Origin of the sequence: Candidatus Palauibacter sp., from assembly GCF_965216145.1 — a bacterium.
GTDB lineage: Bacteria > Gemmatimonadota > Gemmatimonadetes > Palauibacterales > Palauibacteraceae > Palauibacter.
In genome coordinates this window covers 4,159,533-4,176,100 of record NZ_OZ244149.1, presented here as the reverse complement: position 1 = coordinate 4,176,100, position 16,568 = coordinate 4,159,533, and the positions used below count along the sequence as shown (strand labels likewise).

The 16,568-nt window shown below is 69.0% G+C and carries 11 protein-coding genes; 8 read left to right on the top strand and 3 right to left on the bottom strand.

Annotated elements, in window-relative coordinates:
- The first annotated feature begins 32 nt into the window (after nucleotides 1-32).
- From ybeY to meaB, 3 genes are read left to right on the top strand one after another with little or no spacing between them, the layout of a single operon-like run.
- Complete coding sequence (ybeY, locus tag ACOOHF_RS18005) at nucleotides 33-431, top strand: rRNA maturation RNase YbeY (protein WP_420464398.1); 399 nt, start codon at nucleotides 33-35, stop codon at nucleotides 429-431.
- A 45-nt stretch (nucleotides 432-476) separates the two neighbouring features.
- Entirely contained in the window at nucleotides 477-1,838 is a 1,362-nt protein-coding gene (mgtE, locus tag ACOOHF_RS18000; protein ID WP_420462778.1) for a magnesium transporter, read from the top strand.
- A 7-nt stretch (nucleotides 1,839-1,845) separates the two neighbouring features.
- Complete coding sequence (meaB, locus tag ACOOHF_RS17995; RefSeq protein ID WP_420462777.1) at nucleotides 1,846-2,808, top strand: methylmalonyl Co-A mutase-associated GTPase MeaB; 963 nt, start codon at nucleotides 1,846-1,848, stop codon at nucleotides 2,806-2,808.
- Here the strand turns inward: meaB and ACOOHF_RS17990 are convergent.
- Complete coding sequence (locus tag ACOOHF_RS17990) at nucleotides 2,795-3,640, bottom strand: transporter (RefSeq protein ID WP_420462776.1); 846 nt, start codon at nucleotides 3,638-3,640, stop codon at nucleotides 2,795-2,797. The two genes, meaB and ACOOHF_RS17990, sit on opposite strands and share 14 nt — an antisense overlap.
- A gap of 233 nt (nucleotides 3,641-3,873) precedes the next feature.
- Between ACOOHF_RS17990 and ACOOHF_RS17985 the strand changes: the two genes are divergently transcribed.
- The 3 genes from ACOOHF_RS17985 to ACOOHF_RS17975 all read left to right on the top strand — a co-directional run bounded on the left by ACOOHF_RS17985 (nucleotide 3,874) and on the right by ACOOHF_RS17975 (nucleotide 7,292).
- The gene (locus ACOOHF_RS17985; protein WP_420462775.1) at nucleotides 3,874-5,547 is read left to right on the top strand and encodes an acyl-CoA mutase large subunit family protein; all 1,674 of its coding nucleotides are present in this window, start codon (nucleotides 3,874-3,876) and stop codon (nucleotides 5,545-5,547) included.
- A 1-nt stretch (nucleotide 5,548) separates the two neighbouring features.
- Nucleotides 5,549-6,499 (top strand): TM2 domain-containing protein, encoded by a 951-nt coding sequence (locus ACOOHF_RS17980; RefSeq protein ID WP_420462774.1) that lies wholly within the window; start codon nucleotides 5,549-5,551, stop codon nucleotides 6,497-6,499.
- A gap of 112 nt (nucleotides 6,500-6,611) precedes the next feature.
- Nucleotides 6,612-7,292: an outer membrane beta-barrel protein gene (locus ACOOHF_RS17975; protein ID WP_420462773.1), complete on the top strand. Its 681-nt coding sequence runs from the start codon at nucleotides 6,612-6,614 to the stop codon at nucleotides 7,290-7,292.
- Nucleotides 7,293-7,345: 53 nt separating this feature from the next.
- Here ACOOHF_RS17975 and ACOOHF_RS17970 read toward each other — a convergent pair whose 3' ends face one another.
- Nucleotides 7,346-10,429 (bottom strand): amidohydrolase family protein, encoded by a 3,084-nt coding sequence (locus ACOOHF_RS17970; protein WP_420462772.1) that lies wholly within the window; start codon nucleotides 10,427-10,429, stop codon nucleotides 7,346-7,348.
- 430 nt (nucleotides 10,430-10,859) lie between these two features.
- Here ACOOHF_RS17970 and ACOOHF_RS17965 point away from each other — a divergent pair, with 430 nt between their 5' ends.
- Nucleotides 10,860-13,169 carry a M66 family metalloprotease gene (locus tag ACOOHF_RS17965; RefSeq protein WP_420462771.1) on the top strand — a complete coding sequence of 770 codons (2,310 nt, stop codon included), beginning with the start codon at nucleotides 10,860-10,862 and terminating at the stop codon, nucleotides 13,167-13,169.
- Between the two features lie 273 nt (nucleotides 13,170-13,442).
- Nucleotides 13,443-14,291, top strand: coding sequence for a carbonic anhydrase (locus tag ACOOHF_RS17960; protein WP_420462770.1), 849 nt, complete (start codon nucleotides 13,443-13,445; stop codon nucleotides 14,289-14,291).
- 329 nt (nucleotides 14,292-14,620) lie between these two features.
- Here the strand turns inward: ACOOHF_RS17960 and ggt are convergent, their stop codons facing one another.
- Entirely contained in the window at nucleotides 14,621-16,495 is a 1,875-nt protein-coding gene (gene ggt, locus ACOOHF_RS17955; RefSeq protein ID WP_420462769.1) for a gamma-glutamyltransferase, read from the bottom strand.
- Nucleotides 16,496-16,568 lie beyond the last annotated feature (73 nt).

Below are 16,568 nucleotides of genomic sequence, written 5' to 3'. Positions count from 1 at the left end.
CTGCGATCCACATCAATCCCCTCGACGGCTGGGTGGAGAGCGCCCCCTCGAACGCCTCCGTTGACGCCGCCGCGCGGGCGGCCCTCGCGACGGGCCCCGCGGAGGGCGCCGAACTCTCGATCACCTTCGTGTCGGCGGCGTCGATCCGAGCGTTGAACCGCGACTACCACGGCGTGGACGGCGCCACCGATGTGCTCGCGTTCGGGCTCGGCGCGGATCCGTGGCTCGGCGACATCTACATCTGTCCCGAGGTCGCGGACGCTGCGGCCCGTGAAATGGGTCTCGACTCCGCCGAGGAGATCCTGCGACTCGTCATCCACGGCGTCCTCCATCTGCTCGGGCACGACCACCCGGACGGCGAGGCCCGCTACGCCTCACCGATGTTCCGGCTTCAGGAACGGCTGCTGGCCGCGGTTCGCGGCCGCGCGTAGCATTCCCACGGTTTTTCGCCCCTCACCGCCGTCGCGCGAGCGAGCATGTCCGAGAACCTGGAAGAGCAGCGTCACCTCCTGATCGAGGAGGTCCGGAGTCGCCTGCAATCGGGCGACGGGGACGCGCTCATCGCGTTCGTGGAGCCGCTCCACCCCAGCGATCTGGCGGACGTGCTCGAGCACCTGGGGGAGGACGAGCGCATCGCCCTCCTCCGGCTCATCCCGGCTTCGCTCGCCTCGGACGCCCTGGCCGAGATGGAGGAGGAAGAGCGTCCCGGCGAACTTCTCGCGAGGATGGAGCCGCAGCGGATCGCCGAACTCGTCGAGGAACTCGCGGACGACGACGCGGCCGACCTCATCGGCGAACTCGAGCCGGAGGAACGGGACCGCGTCTTCGAGTCGGTTCCGGACGATGAAGAGCAGGAGATCCGCGAACTTCTCGAGTATCCGGAGGAGTCCGCCGGCGGGATCATGACGCGCGACCTGTGCGCGGTGCACGCCGAGGCCACCGCGGCGGAGGCGATCGAGGAACTGAGGGCACAGGCGGAGGAGAGCGAGGACCTCTACACCGTCTTCGTCGTGGACCGGGGCCGGCGGCTGCACGGCGTCGTGAACCTCCGGGACCTCGTGCTCGCCGCTCCGCAGACGCCCCTCGCCGACCTCCTCGAGGAGCCGGCGGTCGTCGTCTCCGTGGACCTCGACCAGGAGGAGGTGGGGAAGCTCCTCTCCCGCTACAACCTGACCGCGATCGGAGTCGTCGACGCGGACGGGCGGCTGGTCGGGCAGATCACCTTCGATGACGTGATCGACGTTGTGGAGGCGGAGGTTACCGAGGACATCCTGCGCTTCGCCTCCGTGTCGGACGAGGAGCAGTTGCGCGGCACGACGGCGGGCGCGATCCGGAGCCGGCTGCCCTGGCTGGTGGTGAACGCCGTGACGCTCTCGTTCGCCGCCCTCGTGGTGTGGCTCTACGAGGACACGATCGCACAACTCGTCATCCTGGCGGCGGTCATGCCGGTGATCGCGGGTCTGGGCGGCAACGCGGGGACGCAGGCGCTGGCGGTCACGATCCGCCGCATCGCCCTCGCCGACGAACTGCCCGGCGAGCGCTGGTCCGCCGTCGTGAAAGAGCTGATCGTGGGGCTGGTGAACGGCCTCGCGATCGGGCTGCTGGTTGCCGCTGCCTCCTTCCTGCTGCCGAACACGGAGCCGTTGTTCGGGCTCGTCGTGATGGTCGCGATGTGGGGGAATCTCGCCGTGGCGTCGGCGCTGGGGGCCTTCTTCCCGATCGTGCTGGAGCGGCTGGGCGCGGACCCGGCCGTGGCTTCGTCGATCTTCGTCACCACCTTTACGGACCTGTTCGGCTTCGTGCTGCTCCTCGGGCTGGCGACGCGGTTCCTCATATGATCCTGATATGATTTCCGGGTTCGATCCGGGGGCGCTCGCCGACCGCATCGCGGGCGGCGAGCCGCTCGCGCTGGCCCGGGCGATCTCGCACGTCGAGAACGAGAGTGACGGCTTCGAGGTGCTGCTCGAGCGGCTGGACGGGCGCACCGGCCGCGCGCGTCGCATCGGCATCACCGGGCCGCCCGGCGCCGGCAAGTCGACCCTCACCGCCGCGCTCGCCCGGCACTACCTCGACCGGTCGCTGACGGTGGGGATCGTCGCCGTTGACCCGACGAGCCCGTTCACCGGCGGCGCCCTCCTCGGCGACCGCATCCGCATGGGCGAACTGTCGACGGAACCCGGCGTCTTCATCCGCTCGATGGCGAGCCGCGGATCGCTCGGCGGCCTGGCCACGGCGACGCGCGAAGCCGCGGATCTCATGGATGCCGCCGGCTACGACCGCGTGATTCTGGAGACGCTCGGCGTGGGCCAGGCCGAACTCGACATCGCCGTCTCCGCCGATACGACCGCCGTCGTCCTCGTTCCGGAGTCGGGGGATGGGGTGCAGGCGATGAAGGCCGGGCTCATGGAGGTGGCGGACCTCTTCGTCATCAACAAATCCGACCGCCCCGGCGCCGACCGCCTCGAGAAGGAGATCGCGATCATCATGTCGATCCGCTTCGCGAACCGCGCGCCGGACGCCGAGGCCGGCTGGCGGATGCCGATCATCCAGACGGTCGCGTCGGAAGCCCGGGGCGTCGAGGAACTCGCCGATCGCCTGGACCAGCATTTCGACTGGCTGACCTCGACCGGGAAACTCGAGTCACGCCGCCGGGCCGCGCGCCTCCGCCGCGCCCACGACGCCCTCCTCCGCCGCTCCCGGCGCGACGCCGAGCGGATCTGGCGCGCAGCCCCCGCCGAGACGCTGGATTCCGGGGCGTCCCCCTACGCCCTTGCCCGCCGCCTGTACGAAGACTTCAGGGAATCCTGAGCGCGAACCCGGTCCCCGCGAAGAAGTCAGTGGCGGCTTCGTTCAATCCCGCGCCCAGCCGGATGTCCCATTGGATGTCGTCCGCCACGCTCCAGGTGAAGCCGCCGTTGACGTAGTGTTCGGTCCGGGTCCCCTGCGGCGCGGCATGAAAGAACGCGTACCACTCGGCGTAGACCCCCGTGCGCGCGCCCACGACCAGCCCCGTCACCAGCGACTGGGCCCATTCCGCGTAGCCCTCGCCCCGCGCGGTTACGGCCCGGTTCACCTGCGTGCTGCCCGCGAGCGAGACCTCCTCGGTGAGGTCCCACGCGTAGATGAGGTTCACCCCCGGCGACAGCCGGTTACGGGAGAACGCCTCGCTCCCCGTGGGAAGGGTCATCTGCGGGATGACCGCGATCGCCGGACGGCGACCCACCTGCCTGGCCAGGACCAGTTTAATCCCCAGATCGAGATCTTCCGTCCCGCTGTCGTCGACACGCAGGTCATCGGTGCGGGTGCGCTGCGACACGGGGCTCGCCGCGAACCGGAGTTCCAGTCCGTGGGCGACCCCCACACGGAGCAGGGGCTCCCCGAAAAAATGCGTCCACACGGTGCCGTCGCCGCCGTCCCGGTCCCCGCCGTCCCGGTCGCCGCGCAACTCGTCATACGCGAGGGTGTACCCGAACTCGACCTGGATGACGCCAGGCCCCACCGTCTCTGCCGCCTCCGTGAAGTCGGGGCGGTCGGCGACCAGCGGACCCCGCTGCGCGTACCCCGCGTCCGCGGCGAGAAAGAGTCCGCCAAACCCGCCAACCAGTACGATCCCCAGCCTCTCTCGCATGTCGCGCCTCATGTCGCTCGCATCGTCTCCCCACGAGGGCTTTGGTTACCGTCCCCAGCGCCGGGACGTTCCTGCGGGAACGTCGGCGGAGGCCGGGCCCCACGCGAGGGACTCCCGGTCCGCAGCGGTCTGCGAAGCCGAGGCCGAGGCGTACCTACTCGGCATGCCCGTTTCCCCCTAACTTGCGAACTGACGACATGGGGAAGGCCGAGGAGGCTGAAGGCCATAAGGATACAGGACGGGGGATGAGCAAGCACGGCGCGCTGAGCGATCAGCTCGAGCTTTGGGAGGCGGTCTACCGGCAGAGTCCGCTGCGGGACGACACCAGCTTCCGCAGCATCTCCGGGCGGGAGATCAGGCCCCTCTACACGCCGCTGGACGCGCCCGACGGCGCCGACGGGGCGCAGGGATACCTGGAGCGGCTGGGGACGCCGGGGGAGTTTCCGTTCACGCGGGGTCCGTATCATTCGATGTATCGGACCAAGCTGTGGACGATGCGTCTGTTCTCGGGCTTCGCGACTGCGCACGAGACGAACGAGCGCTACAAGTACCTCCTCGAGCGCGGGCAGACCGGGCTCTCGGTGGCGTTCGACTTTCCCACCCTCATGGGATACGACTCCGACGATCGCCGCTCCGAAGGGGAGGTGGGGAAGTGCGGCGTCGCGATATCGAGCCTCGCCGACATGGAGACGCTGTTCGACGGGATCCCGCTCGACAAGGTGTCCGTGTCGATGACCATCAACGGGCCCGCTCTCATGCTGTATGCGTTCCTGCTCGTGACGGCGGAGAAGCAGGGCGTGCCGTTGGATCAGGTCCGCGGCACGATCCAGAACGACATCCTCAAGGAGTACCAGGCGCAGCACGCGTGGATCTTCCCTCCGGAGCCCGCGCTCAAGATCATCGCCGACATCTTCGAGTGGTCGGCGGACGAGGCGCCGCGCTTCAATACGATCTCCATCTCCGGCTACCACATCCGGGAGGCGGGGGCGACCGCCGCGCAGGAACTCGCGTACACGCTCAAGAACGGGTTCACTTACGTGGAGCGGGGGATCGAGCGCGGGCTGGACGTGGACAGCTTCGCCCCGCGGCTTTCGTTCTTCTGGGACGCGCACAACGACTTCTTCGAGGAGATCGCGAAGTTCCGCGCCGGCCGGCGGATCTGGGCCCGCCACATGCGCGACGTGTACGGGGCCCGGAACCCCCGGAGCCTCAGGCTGCGGACACACGCGCAGACGGCGGGCGTGTCGCTCACCGCGCAGCAGCCCCAGAACAACATCGTGCGCGTCGCATACCAGGCGATGGCGGCCGTGCTCGGTGGCACCCAGTCGCTGCACACGAACGCGATGGACGAGACGCTCGCGCTCCCCACCGAGGAAGCGGCGAAGATCGCCCTCCGCACGCAGCAGATCCTCGCCTACGAGACCGGCGTCCCCCATACGATCGATCCGCTAGCGGGCTCCTACTACGTCGAGACGCTCACCGACGAACTCGAGGCGGAGGCCGAGGAGATCTTCCGCGAGATCGACGACATCGGCGGCGTCGTGTACGGGATCGAGGCCGGCTACTTCCAGGCGCAGATCGCGGCTTCCGCGCGCCGGTTCCAGGATGAGGTGGAGCGGGGGATGCAGACGATCGTCGGGGTGAACCGGTTCCAGGACGCCGAGGAACCTCCGCTCGAGATTCTGAGGATCGGGGAGGAGGCGGCGGGCATCCAGGAGGCGCGGCTGGCGGAGCTTCGGGGGCGTCGGGATTCGGAGGATGTCGAGCGCCGCCTTGAAGACCTGGGAAGGGCCGCCCGCGACGACGAGAACCTGCTGCCGCCGCTGCTCGACGCGGTGCGGGCCTACGCGACGCTGGGCGAGATCCGGATCGTGCTGGAGAGGGTGTACGGCCGCTTCAAGGAGCCTGTGGCCTTCTAGAATGCACGCGCTGCACGCCGGTCTCCCGCGGGTCGAGGGCCGCGGGGATCTCGATTTCTCGCGCGCCGTCCTCGAAGATCTGTACAGCTATCCCCTCAAGCGGCGGTCCGTCGCCTGGCTGCTCTGGCTCGTGGCGGGTTTCTTCGGGGGGCACCGCTTGTATCTCGACCGCACGGGGACGGGTGTCCTCATGTTCTTCACGGGCGGCGGTGCGGGCGTGTGGTGGCTGGTGGACATCTTCCTCATCCACCGCATGGTGCGGAAGTTCAACGAGGATCAGGCGCGACGGAAGGCGGAGGGACTGGCCCCGCGCCAGCTCGCCTTCATGCCGGCCCGGGGAGAGGCGCTTCCGCCGGAGCCGTACTGGGCTGCCAAGCGGTCGGCGCGCGTGCGACTCGTGGCCGACTCCTTCGTGATGATGCTGGCCGCGGGTTCGATGGGCGCCTTCGCGCGCGGTACCGGGGTGTACGAGCCGATCATCGCGGTCCTCGCGCTTATCGCGATCACCTTGCTGGGGACGCGCTGGGACGCGCTCTCGGAACTGCCGATCCTGCGGGGGTTCGACCGCTGGGCGCACCGGCTGCGACTCTTCTACTACACGAACGATCCCGGCGGGGCGGCGTCCCTCGCCTTCCGCCAGGTGCTCGCGGCCTTCGCGATCTTCCGCCAGCGGCGGCGGGCCGAAGCCAAGCTCTACCTGCGGTTGGGCGTCTGGTTCACGATCATCTTCACGACCTTCGATATCATCGAGGCGCTGGGCATCGGCGGCCCGGGGGGCTTCAACCCCGGCTCTCTGATGATGGACTTCTACCTGACATTCTTCGCCGTCTACGCCTTCGCTGCCCCGATCGGGGCGATCCTCAACAAGCACATCCTCCTGCAGCGCAGCGACCGCGTGATCTGGGTGCTGAGCGGGATCGCCGTGCTGTTCATCTTCGTCGGCCTCGTCTGAAGTGCGTGACTCATTCCAGTTGGCGCTCGTCATCCCGTTGGTCGACCTGTTACCGCGGCGCCGTCGCGTGGGTGGCCCAATGCCTGAACCGCTACGAAGGGAGCATCCAATGATGCACAGAATCCTGGTGTCACTCCTCCCGCTTCTCGTCGCCGCTCCACTCATGGCGCAGACGATGGTGGGGGTCAGGGCCGGACTGAGCCGGTCCACCTTTTCCACCTTTTCCGCATTGGTTGACGAGGAGTTGTCGGAGCTTGAGGCTCTCGGAGGCACAGTGAGTGAGGATCACCGCATGGGCGTGGCCGCGGGGATCGATGTCGCCCTTCCCCTGGCATCCGCGATCGAGCTTCGTGTCGGCGGTGCCTACGTGCAGAAGGGGTACAGCTTGGATGTCTCGGGGGCCGGGGGTCGCGCGTCGAGCCGTCTTGAGATCGACTATCTTCAGTTCTCGGCCCTGGGGAGGCTGGGGTCGTCGCGAGACGGCCCTCTGTCTGTCGGCGTGTTGCTGGGTCCGTGGGTGGGCGCTCGCCTTTCTTGCCAGGGGATATTTGATATCGACCTCCCGGAAATCGGCTCGATAAGCGAGTCGGAATCCTGCGGGGGCGATGGAGGGAAGTTGGACTTCGGAGTGGCGGTCGGCGGCGGCGTGGAACTGGCGATTTCCCAAAGCCTCAGTCTGGGACTAGACCTGGTGTACTCGATTGGACTCTCGCGAATCGATAGCGACCCGGACGCCCCCAAGAACCGGAGTCTGGCGCTTCAGGCCGGCGTCGTGATCCCGCTCGGAGGCTGACGGCGCCGGGGCCTCCAACCCTCGACGCCCCGAAGACGGACGCGGCGACCCCCTTAGGGCACCAGGGCGCCAGGCGGCTCCAGCAGGTCCTCGAGGCGGAACACCTCGCCGTCCTTGATGACGATGCGGGCGCGGCGCAGGTCCGAGATGTCGTCCAGCGGGTTGCCTTCGACGATGAGGATGTCGGCGAGCGCGCCCCCGGTGAGGGTTCCGATCTCTCCCTCCATGGCGAGGGCTTCGGCGGCCACCGAGGTGGCGGTCCTCAGGGCTTCGACCTCGGTGAGGCCGCCCCAGACGTAGTTCTCGACCTCGGCGATGAGGGCGGCGCCGAAGGGGATGATGGGGGAGTCGGTGCCGGCCACGACGCGGCCTCCGCCCCGGACGACACGGGTCACGGTGCGGCCGGCGTCGGCGAGCATGTCGTCGATGCCGCTGGCTCGGCCTCGGGCGGCGGCGCGGGCGGCCATGGCCTCGGCCATTCCCTCCGGGAAGAGCGCCTCGAAGCGGGCGTCAGTCGTCCAGGATGGGTCCTCTCCGACGGACTTCCACCAGCCGCCCATGAGAGCCATGGTCGGGGTGATCGTCATGCCCGAGGCGGTGAGGAGCTGGATGACGTCGTCATAGGTACGGTACATCGCCGTCACCTTGGGCGAGTAGCCGCGGCGGCTCGTGCCGGAGATGTGTTCGACGTGGTCCGCACCGTGCGCGACGGCGGGGTAGATCTCGTGGCTCGAAACGGGGATCCCGATGGAATGGGCGAAGTCGATGATCCGGCGCTGGATGAGGTCCGGCAGGCGGACGTAGGTCTTGATGAGGGAATAGCGCAGGTGCTCGGCGCGGTCGAGTTCCAGCTCGAGATTCCCGTTGGGGCCGAGCGATCCGGCGCCCGAGTAGTAGATCCGGTTGCCGTCCATCGTGCGGCCGGTGGCGAACTCCCGGGGTCCGATGCGGCGGCCGGAGTCGATGGACTCGCGGCGCTCCGCGATCTCGTAGGGGTCGGAGGTCGGGTCGCGGATCGTCGTGACGCCGTAGGCGAGGAACGTGCGGCCGAGCGCCTCGCCCATCCCGTAGCCCATGTGGGAGTGCATGTCGACGAGGCCGGGGAGGACGGTGTGGTCGCCGGCGTCCACGACTTCGCCCCCATTGGCCGCCCCCGCCTCGTGGTTGGCGTCGCTGTGGGGGACGACGGAGGAGATGCGGTTGCCCTCGACGATGAGGTCCACGTTCTCGGTCACGTCATCCGAGACCCCGTCCCAGGCGCGGGCCGCGTGTACGACGACCGAACCCTCGCGCGCGGGGCGCCGCCACTCGATCCGCACCGGGATCTCCTCGGAGCGTCCGTCGTCGAGGTGGTAGCGGCGGAGGCCTCGGGTCGTCTGATAGACGATCGAGCGCGAGTCGCCCGTCCAGGAGATCGCGTCGGTGTGGTCGTTGTTGAGCCGCAGCGGCGGGCCGCTCGGCGCCCCGTCCGCGTCCACCTCGACCAGCCACAGCACGCCTTCGCTGGCGTACGCCATGCGCCGTCCGTCCGGCGACCACACCGGGCCGTCCAGCACCCGCACACCCATGTTCCTGTGTTCGGCGGCTGTGACCCGGCGCGTCTCGCCCCCGTCGAGCGGCTGGAGGAGGATCTCGTTCCGCCCCTCCCGGAAACGCGAGGAGTACTGGGAGAGAACGGACATGGCGATCGTCGTTCCGTCCGGTGAGAACGACGGCCGGCTGGGGGCGAACAGGTCGTCGCGGATCGTGCGTACGTCGCCCGAGGCGAGGTCCACCACCTGGACCGCACTCGCCAAACCCATGACGGAGGCGAAGACGATCCGGTCGCCATCGGGGGAGAACACCGGCGCGATTTCGCCACCCGGGGAGGTGGTCGCGCGCTGCTCCATGCCCGTGTCCATGTCGCGGATCCAGATGTCGAGCGAGCCCGCCCGGTCGGAAGCGTAGGCGAGCTTCGAGCCGTCGCGGGACCACGAGGGCAGCACGTCGACGAAGGGGTCGTCCGTGAGTTGGCGGGGTGTCGCGTTGCCAGCCCCCGTGTCGGCCCCGATGTCGAGGATCCACAGGTCGCCGAGCGCGGTGAAGGCGATGTGCCGGCCGTCGGGGGAGACCGTCGGGGCGACGATCCCCTGCACGGGCTCCGGCCCGCCCGCCTCGAACGAACGCGGCGTGCGCTCGTAGTCCCGCCGGATGAAGGCGAAGGTGGCCTCGAAGGGGATGTCTGGGCGCGCGGAGCCGTCCGGTGCCGCGCGTCGGATCACGCCGTCGGAGGTATAGACGACCTCATCGCCCGACATCCAGTGGGGGCGGAAGGGGAAGACATCCGCATCGTCCGCGCTGAGGCGCCGGGGCGCGGCGTCGGGTCCCGCGTCGAGCCCGGCCTCCAGGGCCGCCACGTAGAGCCCCGTTTGGCCGCGTCCCACGGCCGCGTAGGCGATCTGCCCACCGTCCGGGCTCCAGGCGGGGGAGACCGCGCCCGGGGTCTCGGCCACGACCTGTCCCGAGCCGTCGCTCCCCCGCACGACGATGGATCCGCCGCTGCGGTCCGAGGCGTAGGCCAGCGCGTTCCCGTCGGGCGACCACTGCGGCGTGAACTCGTGGCTCGGGGCGTCCGTGACCCGGCGCACGCGGCCATCGGTGGGGCCGCCGGAGAGGTCGAGCGTCCAGATGTCGTAGTTGCCGGATCGGTCCGAGGAGAAGGCGATCGAGGCGCCGTTCGGGGAGTAGGCCGGCTCCCGCTCGTCGTAGGGTCCGAAGGTGTGCTGCACCGGATCGGAGCCGTCGGGCCGGATCGACCAGATGTGCCAGCGGCCGTCCCGGAACGACTGGAAGACGATCCGGCTCGCGTCCGGGGCCCACTGCGGCTGCCGCGCGTCGTAGTACATGTCCGTGATCGCGCGCGCCTCGCCGCCCCCGGCGTCCATCACCCAGAGCGTGCCCTGGAGGTCGAGCACCATCTGGCTGCCATCCGGGGAGACGGCCGCGGCCATGTTCGTCCCCTCGGACACGGTGACGCGGACGTCGCGATCCTGAGCATCCGCCGCTGTGGGCGTCGCTATGGGCAGGAGAAACAGCGCCGCCAGCGGGGTGAGGGCGCTGAACGAACGAAGGCGACGGGGCACGGATATCCGGGACATGGCGGTCATCTCCATTCTCTTTGCGAAGGGCTGGACGCGCCTTACGGTTCGCCGCCTCCGCCGTGGCCGCAAGGATCGGCGGCCGGGCGTCAGTTGTCCTTTGCGACGTTCACCTCGTGGACGATCCGGCCATCTCGCGCCGAACGCGAGCCTATCGAGAGACACCGCGCCCGGTGTTACCGCTTACGAGGTCGCGGGGGCCGTGTTCGTCTCCTGGAATCACCCCCGGAACACCCGAGACCGTGTGGAGTACGTCTCCGTAACCGACTCGCAAAGGAGGGGTTGCCGCGATTGGTACTCGTGGTTCCTGGACCACCACGCGATGGGGAGATGGGTAATACACGGCATTGATCGTATCGGACTCCTCCCGGCCATCGCCGTCGCGGTCGCGCTGCCGGCCGTTGCGGTGGCTTCGTGCGGTGATGAGACAGTGGCTCCCCCGGAGCCCTCCGAGCCTCCTCCGCCACCCCCGCCGCCAGCGCCACCCCCAGCTCCGCCGCCACCTCCACCTCCGGTTGATTCGGACCGGGCGGCTCTGATCGCGTTCTACAACGCCGCCGGGGGAAGCGACTGGCTGTGCAGCAGCGGCTGGCTCACGGAGGCTCCGCTGGACGAGTGGTGCGGTGTGGAGGTCGATGAAGGGGGACGTGTCACGCATCTGGAATTGTCGTGGAATCAGATGGAGGGGCGGCTCTCAGCCGCACTTGGCCGGCTCGAGTTCCTCAGGGTGCTCGACTTTGCGTTTAACCGTCTGGAGGGGCCGCTCCCACCCGAATTCGGACAGCTCGAGATGCTCGAAGTGCTGGATCTCACCTACAACGACGTGCTCTCCATTCCAGCGGAAGTCACCACCTTGCCGCGCCTGCGCAGGCTGATTCTGAGGGGGACCGGCCTGGAGGGCCCGCTGCCCCCAACGTTGGTGCGCCTTCCGGAACTCCGCGACCTGGATCTCTCATTGAACGATTTGTCCGGACCGCTCCCACCCGGGCTCACCGGCATGAGACACCTCTCCACCCTGAGTCTCGCCGACAATCCGGTCACGGGCCAAGTGCCCGAGGACATTGGCGGCCTGTCCACGCTCACCGCCCTCAACCTGTCGAACACCCGGATGTCGGGAACCATCCCGCAGAGCCTCACCCGGATTGAAGGACTGGACGTGCTCCTGACCGGGGGTACGGAGCTGTGCGGACCGGATGACGAGCGATTCTGGCAATGGCTGCGGGTGGTGCAGACCCAGCGGGTCCAGCCCTGCGAGGCATTGGCGTCCGCTTCGACCGCGTATCTGACGCAGGCGGTGCAGTCACGCCGGTTCCCCGTCCCGCTCGTCGCGGACGAGGAGGCGCTGTTGCGCGTGTTTGCGGTCGCGCCGGAGGCCGCGGGGCAACTCATCCCCCCGGTTCGGGCGACCTTCTACCTGAACGGAGCGGAGGCGGTGGCGGTGGAGATCAACTCCGGCGTGTCCTTGATCCGCCGCGGGGTGGACGAGAGTTCGCTGGCCTCTTCGGCCAACGCCGTGATTCCCGCTTCGGTGATCCGGCACGGGCTCGAGATGGTGGTGGAGATCGACCCCGACAGCACCCTTGACGCGGCGTTGGGTGTGGCCACGCGCATCCCGGAGACCGGGCGGATCGGCGTGGACGTACGGGAGATGCCCGTGCTGGCCCTTACGCTGATCCCGCTCCTCTACGCTCCGGCCCCGGACTCGTCCCTCCTCGACATTACCGACGGGCTCACGGCGGAAGACCCGCTGCTGTGGGCCATCCGAACACTGATGCCGGTGCGTGAACTGGACCTGACGGTACATGAGCCCGTGACGACGACTTCGACCAACCCCGGCGCGTTGGTGCATGTGGCGGAAGCGATCCGGGTCATGGAAGAGGGGGAGGGGTACTACATGGCGACCCTCCCGGAGAGCCAGGCGGACTTCCCCGGCATATCCATCAGTGAGCCGGGCCGGTCGACCTTCGCGATACCCGACGCCTGGACCATGGCTCATGAACTCGGACACAACCTGGGCCTCGAACATGCTCCCTGCGGTCCCAATCTGACCAACGTCGATCGCGCCTATCCCCACCGAGACGGCTCGATCGGCGCGTGGGGGTACGACTTCGAGGACGGCGCGCTCGTCCCGCCGACCAAAGCCGACTTCATGTCCTACTGCGGCCCCGACATCTGGGTCAGCGAGTACTTCCATTCGAACATGCTGCGCTACCGCTTCGAAGTGGGGGGTAGCGAGAGTGCGGCGATTTCGGCGGCGGCAGCCACCGCGGGCCCGTCGCTCCTCGTCTGGGGCGGGATCGAACCGAACGGCGCTCCCTTCCTCGAGCCTGCCTTCGTGCTGGATGCGGCCGCCGCCTTGCCGTCCTCGTCCGGCCCGTACCGCGTTACGGGCATCGCTTCCGATGGAGCCACGCTCTTCTCATTGACCTTCGACATGCCCCGGATCGCCGACGGCGACGGAGGTGGCGCCTTTGCCTTCGCTATCCCCGCGCAGACCTCGTGGGCAGGGCGGCTGCAGCGTATAACGCTCACGGGACCCGACGGCTCCGTCTCGCTGGACGCGCGGAGCGAGCGTCCGGCGGCCATGATCCGGAATCCTCAAACCGGCCAGATCCGGGCGATCTACCGGGACCTCCCGGCCGCCATGACGCGGGTTGAAGCCGAGGCCCTGTCCCCCGAGCCGGAACTCGAGATCCTGTTCAGCCGCGGACTCCCGGGTGCGCTGGAGTGGCGACGCTAGGGAGCTGAAGGGGGCGTCGTCCCGGCTCCGCGCCGGTAGTGGCGCAGGCGCGCGGCGTAGGCGAAGCCGAAGAAGTACCTGCGCAGGCCGTCCGCCGAGTCGGGCGGGACGTCGGGATCGAAGAAGAGGCGGCAGAACTCCTCGCGGGCCCGCAGGACCTCCTGGCAGCGGTGGCCGTCCCCTCGACCCGCACAGCGGACTCTTGACGGGCCGGACAGAGCGGGCAGATTCGCGGTGGGTCGCGTCCAGCGCCCGCGCTCAACGGAGGAACAGATGCAAGCGACAACGCGTATTCCCAGGACATTCATCGGCGGGCTGATACTGGCTCTGCTCATCGGAGCGCAGCAGGCGTGCCAGCCGGATGCCGAGGATGGGGCCGAGGATCAGACGGAGGTGGCAGGGGAGATGATGGGGGAACGCGCTGAGGATACCGGCGTCGCCGAAGTCCATTGGGGTTACGAGGGTGACACCGGACCTGACCGGTGGGGCGGGCTCGACCCATCCCTTGCCGTCTGCGACACCGGCGTCGAGCAGTCTCCGGTGGATCTGACGGGCGCGACTCCGGCCGACGCGGCGGGCGCCAGCGGCCTCGACATCCAGTGGCAGCCCACCGAGGCGGAGGTCGTGGACAACGGCCACACCATCCAGGTAAACATGGCCGAGGGAAGCGCCATCGTCCTGGAAGGGCGGCAGTTTTCGCTCGTGCAGTTCCACTTCCACCTGCCGAGCGAACACACCGTTGACGGAGCGGCCTCCCCGATGGAGGTGCACTTCGTGCACGCGGCCGAGGAGGGAGACCTCGCCGTGATCGGCGTCTTCATGGAGGCGGGCGATGCCGACCCGACGATCCAGAGCCTGTGGGAGGCCATTCCCGGCCCCGACGAGTCGCCCGCCGCGGCCGGCGTGCTCGATCCCGGTACGCTGCTTCCCGGGGGACGGGGCTACTTCCGATATCAGGGCTCGCTGACCACGCCGCCCTGTTCGGAGGTCGTCAGCTGGGTGGTGATGACGGAGTCGATCTCCGTCTCGCAGACCCAGGTAGACGCCTTCGCCGCGCTATATCCGATGAACGCGCGCCCCGTGCAGCCCCTGAACGGGCGAGACCTCGCGCTGCACCCGTGAGGTGACCGGTGGCCTCCACGAGGCGCTGGAAGGGGGTACGCCGCTCCGTTGTCGGCCATGAGCTGGCCGATCTTCGCCCCACGGTCGGATCGTTCTCATGACGAGCGCGACCCGAGGTTCCTGCCTGTGGGTGGTTGCTGGAAGTCCCTGTGAAGCCTTATGCCAATTCAAAATCGCATTTTCAATTGGCATAGGCCGACACAGGGGCGCCGACAGGCCCATGATGGCTCGAGATCTCGCGCCGTTTCTCAGGCGGGCCGTGGCGACCAGGCCTGTTGTGACGCGCACGGGGCCGCGGCAGCGTGAGGCAACCATTCTGAGATCCAGATCTAGCGGCCGAGCGTCCTCCCGCCGCGGCGGGGGTCGGACCATCCCGCCCAGGAGCCGTCCGGCATCGCCATGATCAGCTGGACGTCGCCCGACATGCCGCCCGTGAAGTAGGCGTCCGGCGGCCCGGGATCGCGCTCGCGGACGGAGTGTCCCAGCGCCTCGAGCGCGCTCGAGGTGGCCGCCCCCAGTCCTCCGTTTTCGTGGAAGATGAGGTCGGGGAGGTGCTGGTGGTGGACCCGCGGCGCGTGGACCGCCTGCACGACGTTCATCCCGTGGTCGACGACGTTGAAGATGGACTGCAGCACCGTGGTGATGATCGTGGCGCCGCCGGGGGTTCCGGTGACGAGGAAGAGGTCGCCGGCGGGGTCCTCGACGATCGTGGGGCTCATGGCCGACAGCATGCGTTTGCCGGGGCCGATCGCGTTTCGCTCGCCCTGGACGAGGCCGAACTGGTTCGGGGTGCCCGGCTTGGCGGCGAAGTCGTCCATCGTGTTGTTGAGGAAGAATCCCGCGCCCTCCACGACGACCTTGCCGCCGTACCACGAGTTGATGCTCGTCGTGACCGCGACCGCGTTCCCCTCCCCGTCGACGACCGAGTAGTGGGTCGTGTGGCTCTCGTCGAGGAAGGCGTCGATCCCGGGCGCGACCTCGGCGGAGGGCGTCGCGCGTTCCGTGGAGATCGTCGCCGCGCGGCTGTCCGCGTACGCCTCCGAGAGAAACTCGTCGACGGGAAGCTCCACGAAGTCCGGATCGGCGAGGTACTCGTTGCGGTCGGCGTAGGCGCGCCGGAAGGACTCGGTCATCACGTGGATCGTCTCGGGGCTGTTCCACCCCATCGCGCCCAGGTCCCAGCGCTCCACGACGTTGGCGATCGCCGCCATCGTGAGGCCGCCCGAGGACGGGGGCGGCATCGAGTGCACCGTGTAGCCGCGGTAGTCGAAGGCGGCCGGTTCGCGCCACACCGTTTCGTAACCGTCGAGATCCTCGCGCGTGATGATGCCGCCGCCGCGCTCCATCTCCGCCGCGATCAGGGCGGCGGTCTCCCCGCGGTAGAAGTCGTCGGGCCCCTGGTCGCGGAGGCGCGTGAGGACGGCGGCGAGGGCCGGCTGTGAGAAGGTGTCGCCGATGGCGGGGACGGCGTCGCCGGGGAGGAAGACACGCGCGCTGTGCGCGAAGGCGCGGATCCCCTCCTGCGCCGCGTCGAGCGTCGAGACGAGGCGCGTGGTGACCTCGAAGCCGTTAGCGAGGTCGATGGCGGGCTGCACCACGTCCGTCCACTCGAGCGTGCCGAAGCGCTGGTGCGCCTCCCACAGCCCCGACACCGTCCCCGGCACGCCCGCCGCCAGGTGTCCCCGCACGGAGAGGTCGGTCACGTTCCCGTCCTCGTCGAGATACATGTCGCGGGTGGCCGCCAGGGGCGCCTTCTCGCGGTGGTCCTGCGCGAAGACGCTGCCGTCGGCGAGGCGGATCATCATGAACCCGCCGCCTCCCAGGTTGCCGGCCTCCGGGTTCACGACGGCGAGCGCGAGCCCCGTCGCCACCGCGGCGTCGACCGCGTTGCCCCCGGACGCGAGGATCTCGATGCCGACGCGCGACGCGTATTCGTCGGTTGAGGCGACCATGCCTTCGGTGGCCGTGACGGGCGGGTCCTCGGCGGCGAAGGGCCACGCGTCGGGGAAGGCGCCGCCCGCCTCGACGAAAGCGCTGGCCGTGGTGCCGGATGCGCCGCGCTCGGTGGCGGCCCCGGTGCCGCCAGGCTGGCAGCCGACGACGAACGGGAGAAGCGCGACGGCCGCGCCGAGCGAAGGCAAAGTGCTGAGCCTGAGCCGTGGCCAGCGTGGGCGTCTCGGATCGCTTCGGTGCGTATCGTGCATCTCGAGTAACCTCCGGGAGACCTGATCGTCGTGACGCCGACGCGCGTGCGCGCGCATTCGGTCGGCCTAACCG

Coding starts and splice junctions, on each gene's coding strand:
- ggt (WP_420462769.1), bottom strand. CDS start 16,495: ATGCACGATACGCACCGAAGCGATCCGAGACGCCCACGCTGGCCACGG.
- ACOOHF_RS17985 (WP_420462775.1), top strand. CDS start 3,874: ATGAGCAAGCACGGCGCGCTGAGCGATCAGCTCGAGCTTTGGGAGGCG.
- ACOOHF_RS17980 (WP_420462774.1), top strand. CDS start 5,549: ATGCACGCGCTGCACGCCGGTCTCCCGCGGGTCGAGGGCCGCGGGGAT.
- ACOOHF_RS17970 (WP_420462772.1), bottom strand. CDS start 10,429: ATGTCCCGGATATCCGTGCCCCGTCGCCTTCGTTCGTTCAGCGCCCTC.
- ACOOHF_RS17960 (WP_420462770.1), top strand. CDS start 13,443: ATGCAAGCGACAACGCGTATTCCCAGGACATTCATCGGCGGGCTGATA.
- ACOOHF_RS17990 (WP_420462776.1), bottom strand. CDS start 3,640: ATGAGGCGCGACATGCGAGAGAGGCTGGGGATCGTACTGGTTGGCGGG.
- meaB (WP_420462777.1), top strand. CDS start 1,846: ATGATTTCCGGGTTCGATCCGGGGGCGCTCGCCGACCGCATCGCGGGC.
- ACOOHF_RS17975 (WP_420462773.1), top strand. CDS start 6,612: ATGCACAGAATCCTGGTGTCACTCCTCCCGCTTCTCGTCGCCGCTCCA.
- mgtE (WP_420462778.1), top strand. CDS start 477: ATGTCCGAGAACCTGGAAGAGCAGCGTCACCTCCTGATCGAGGAGGTC.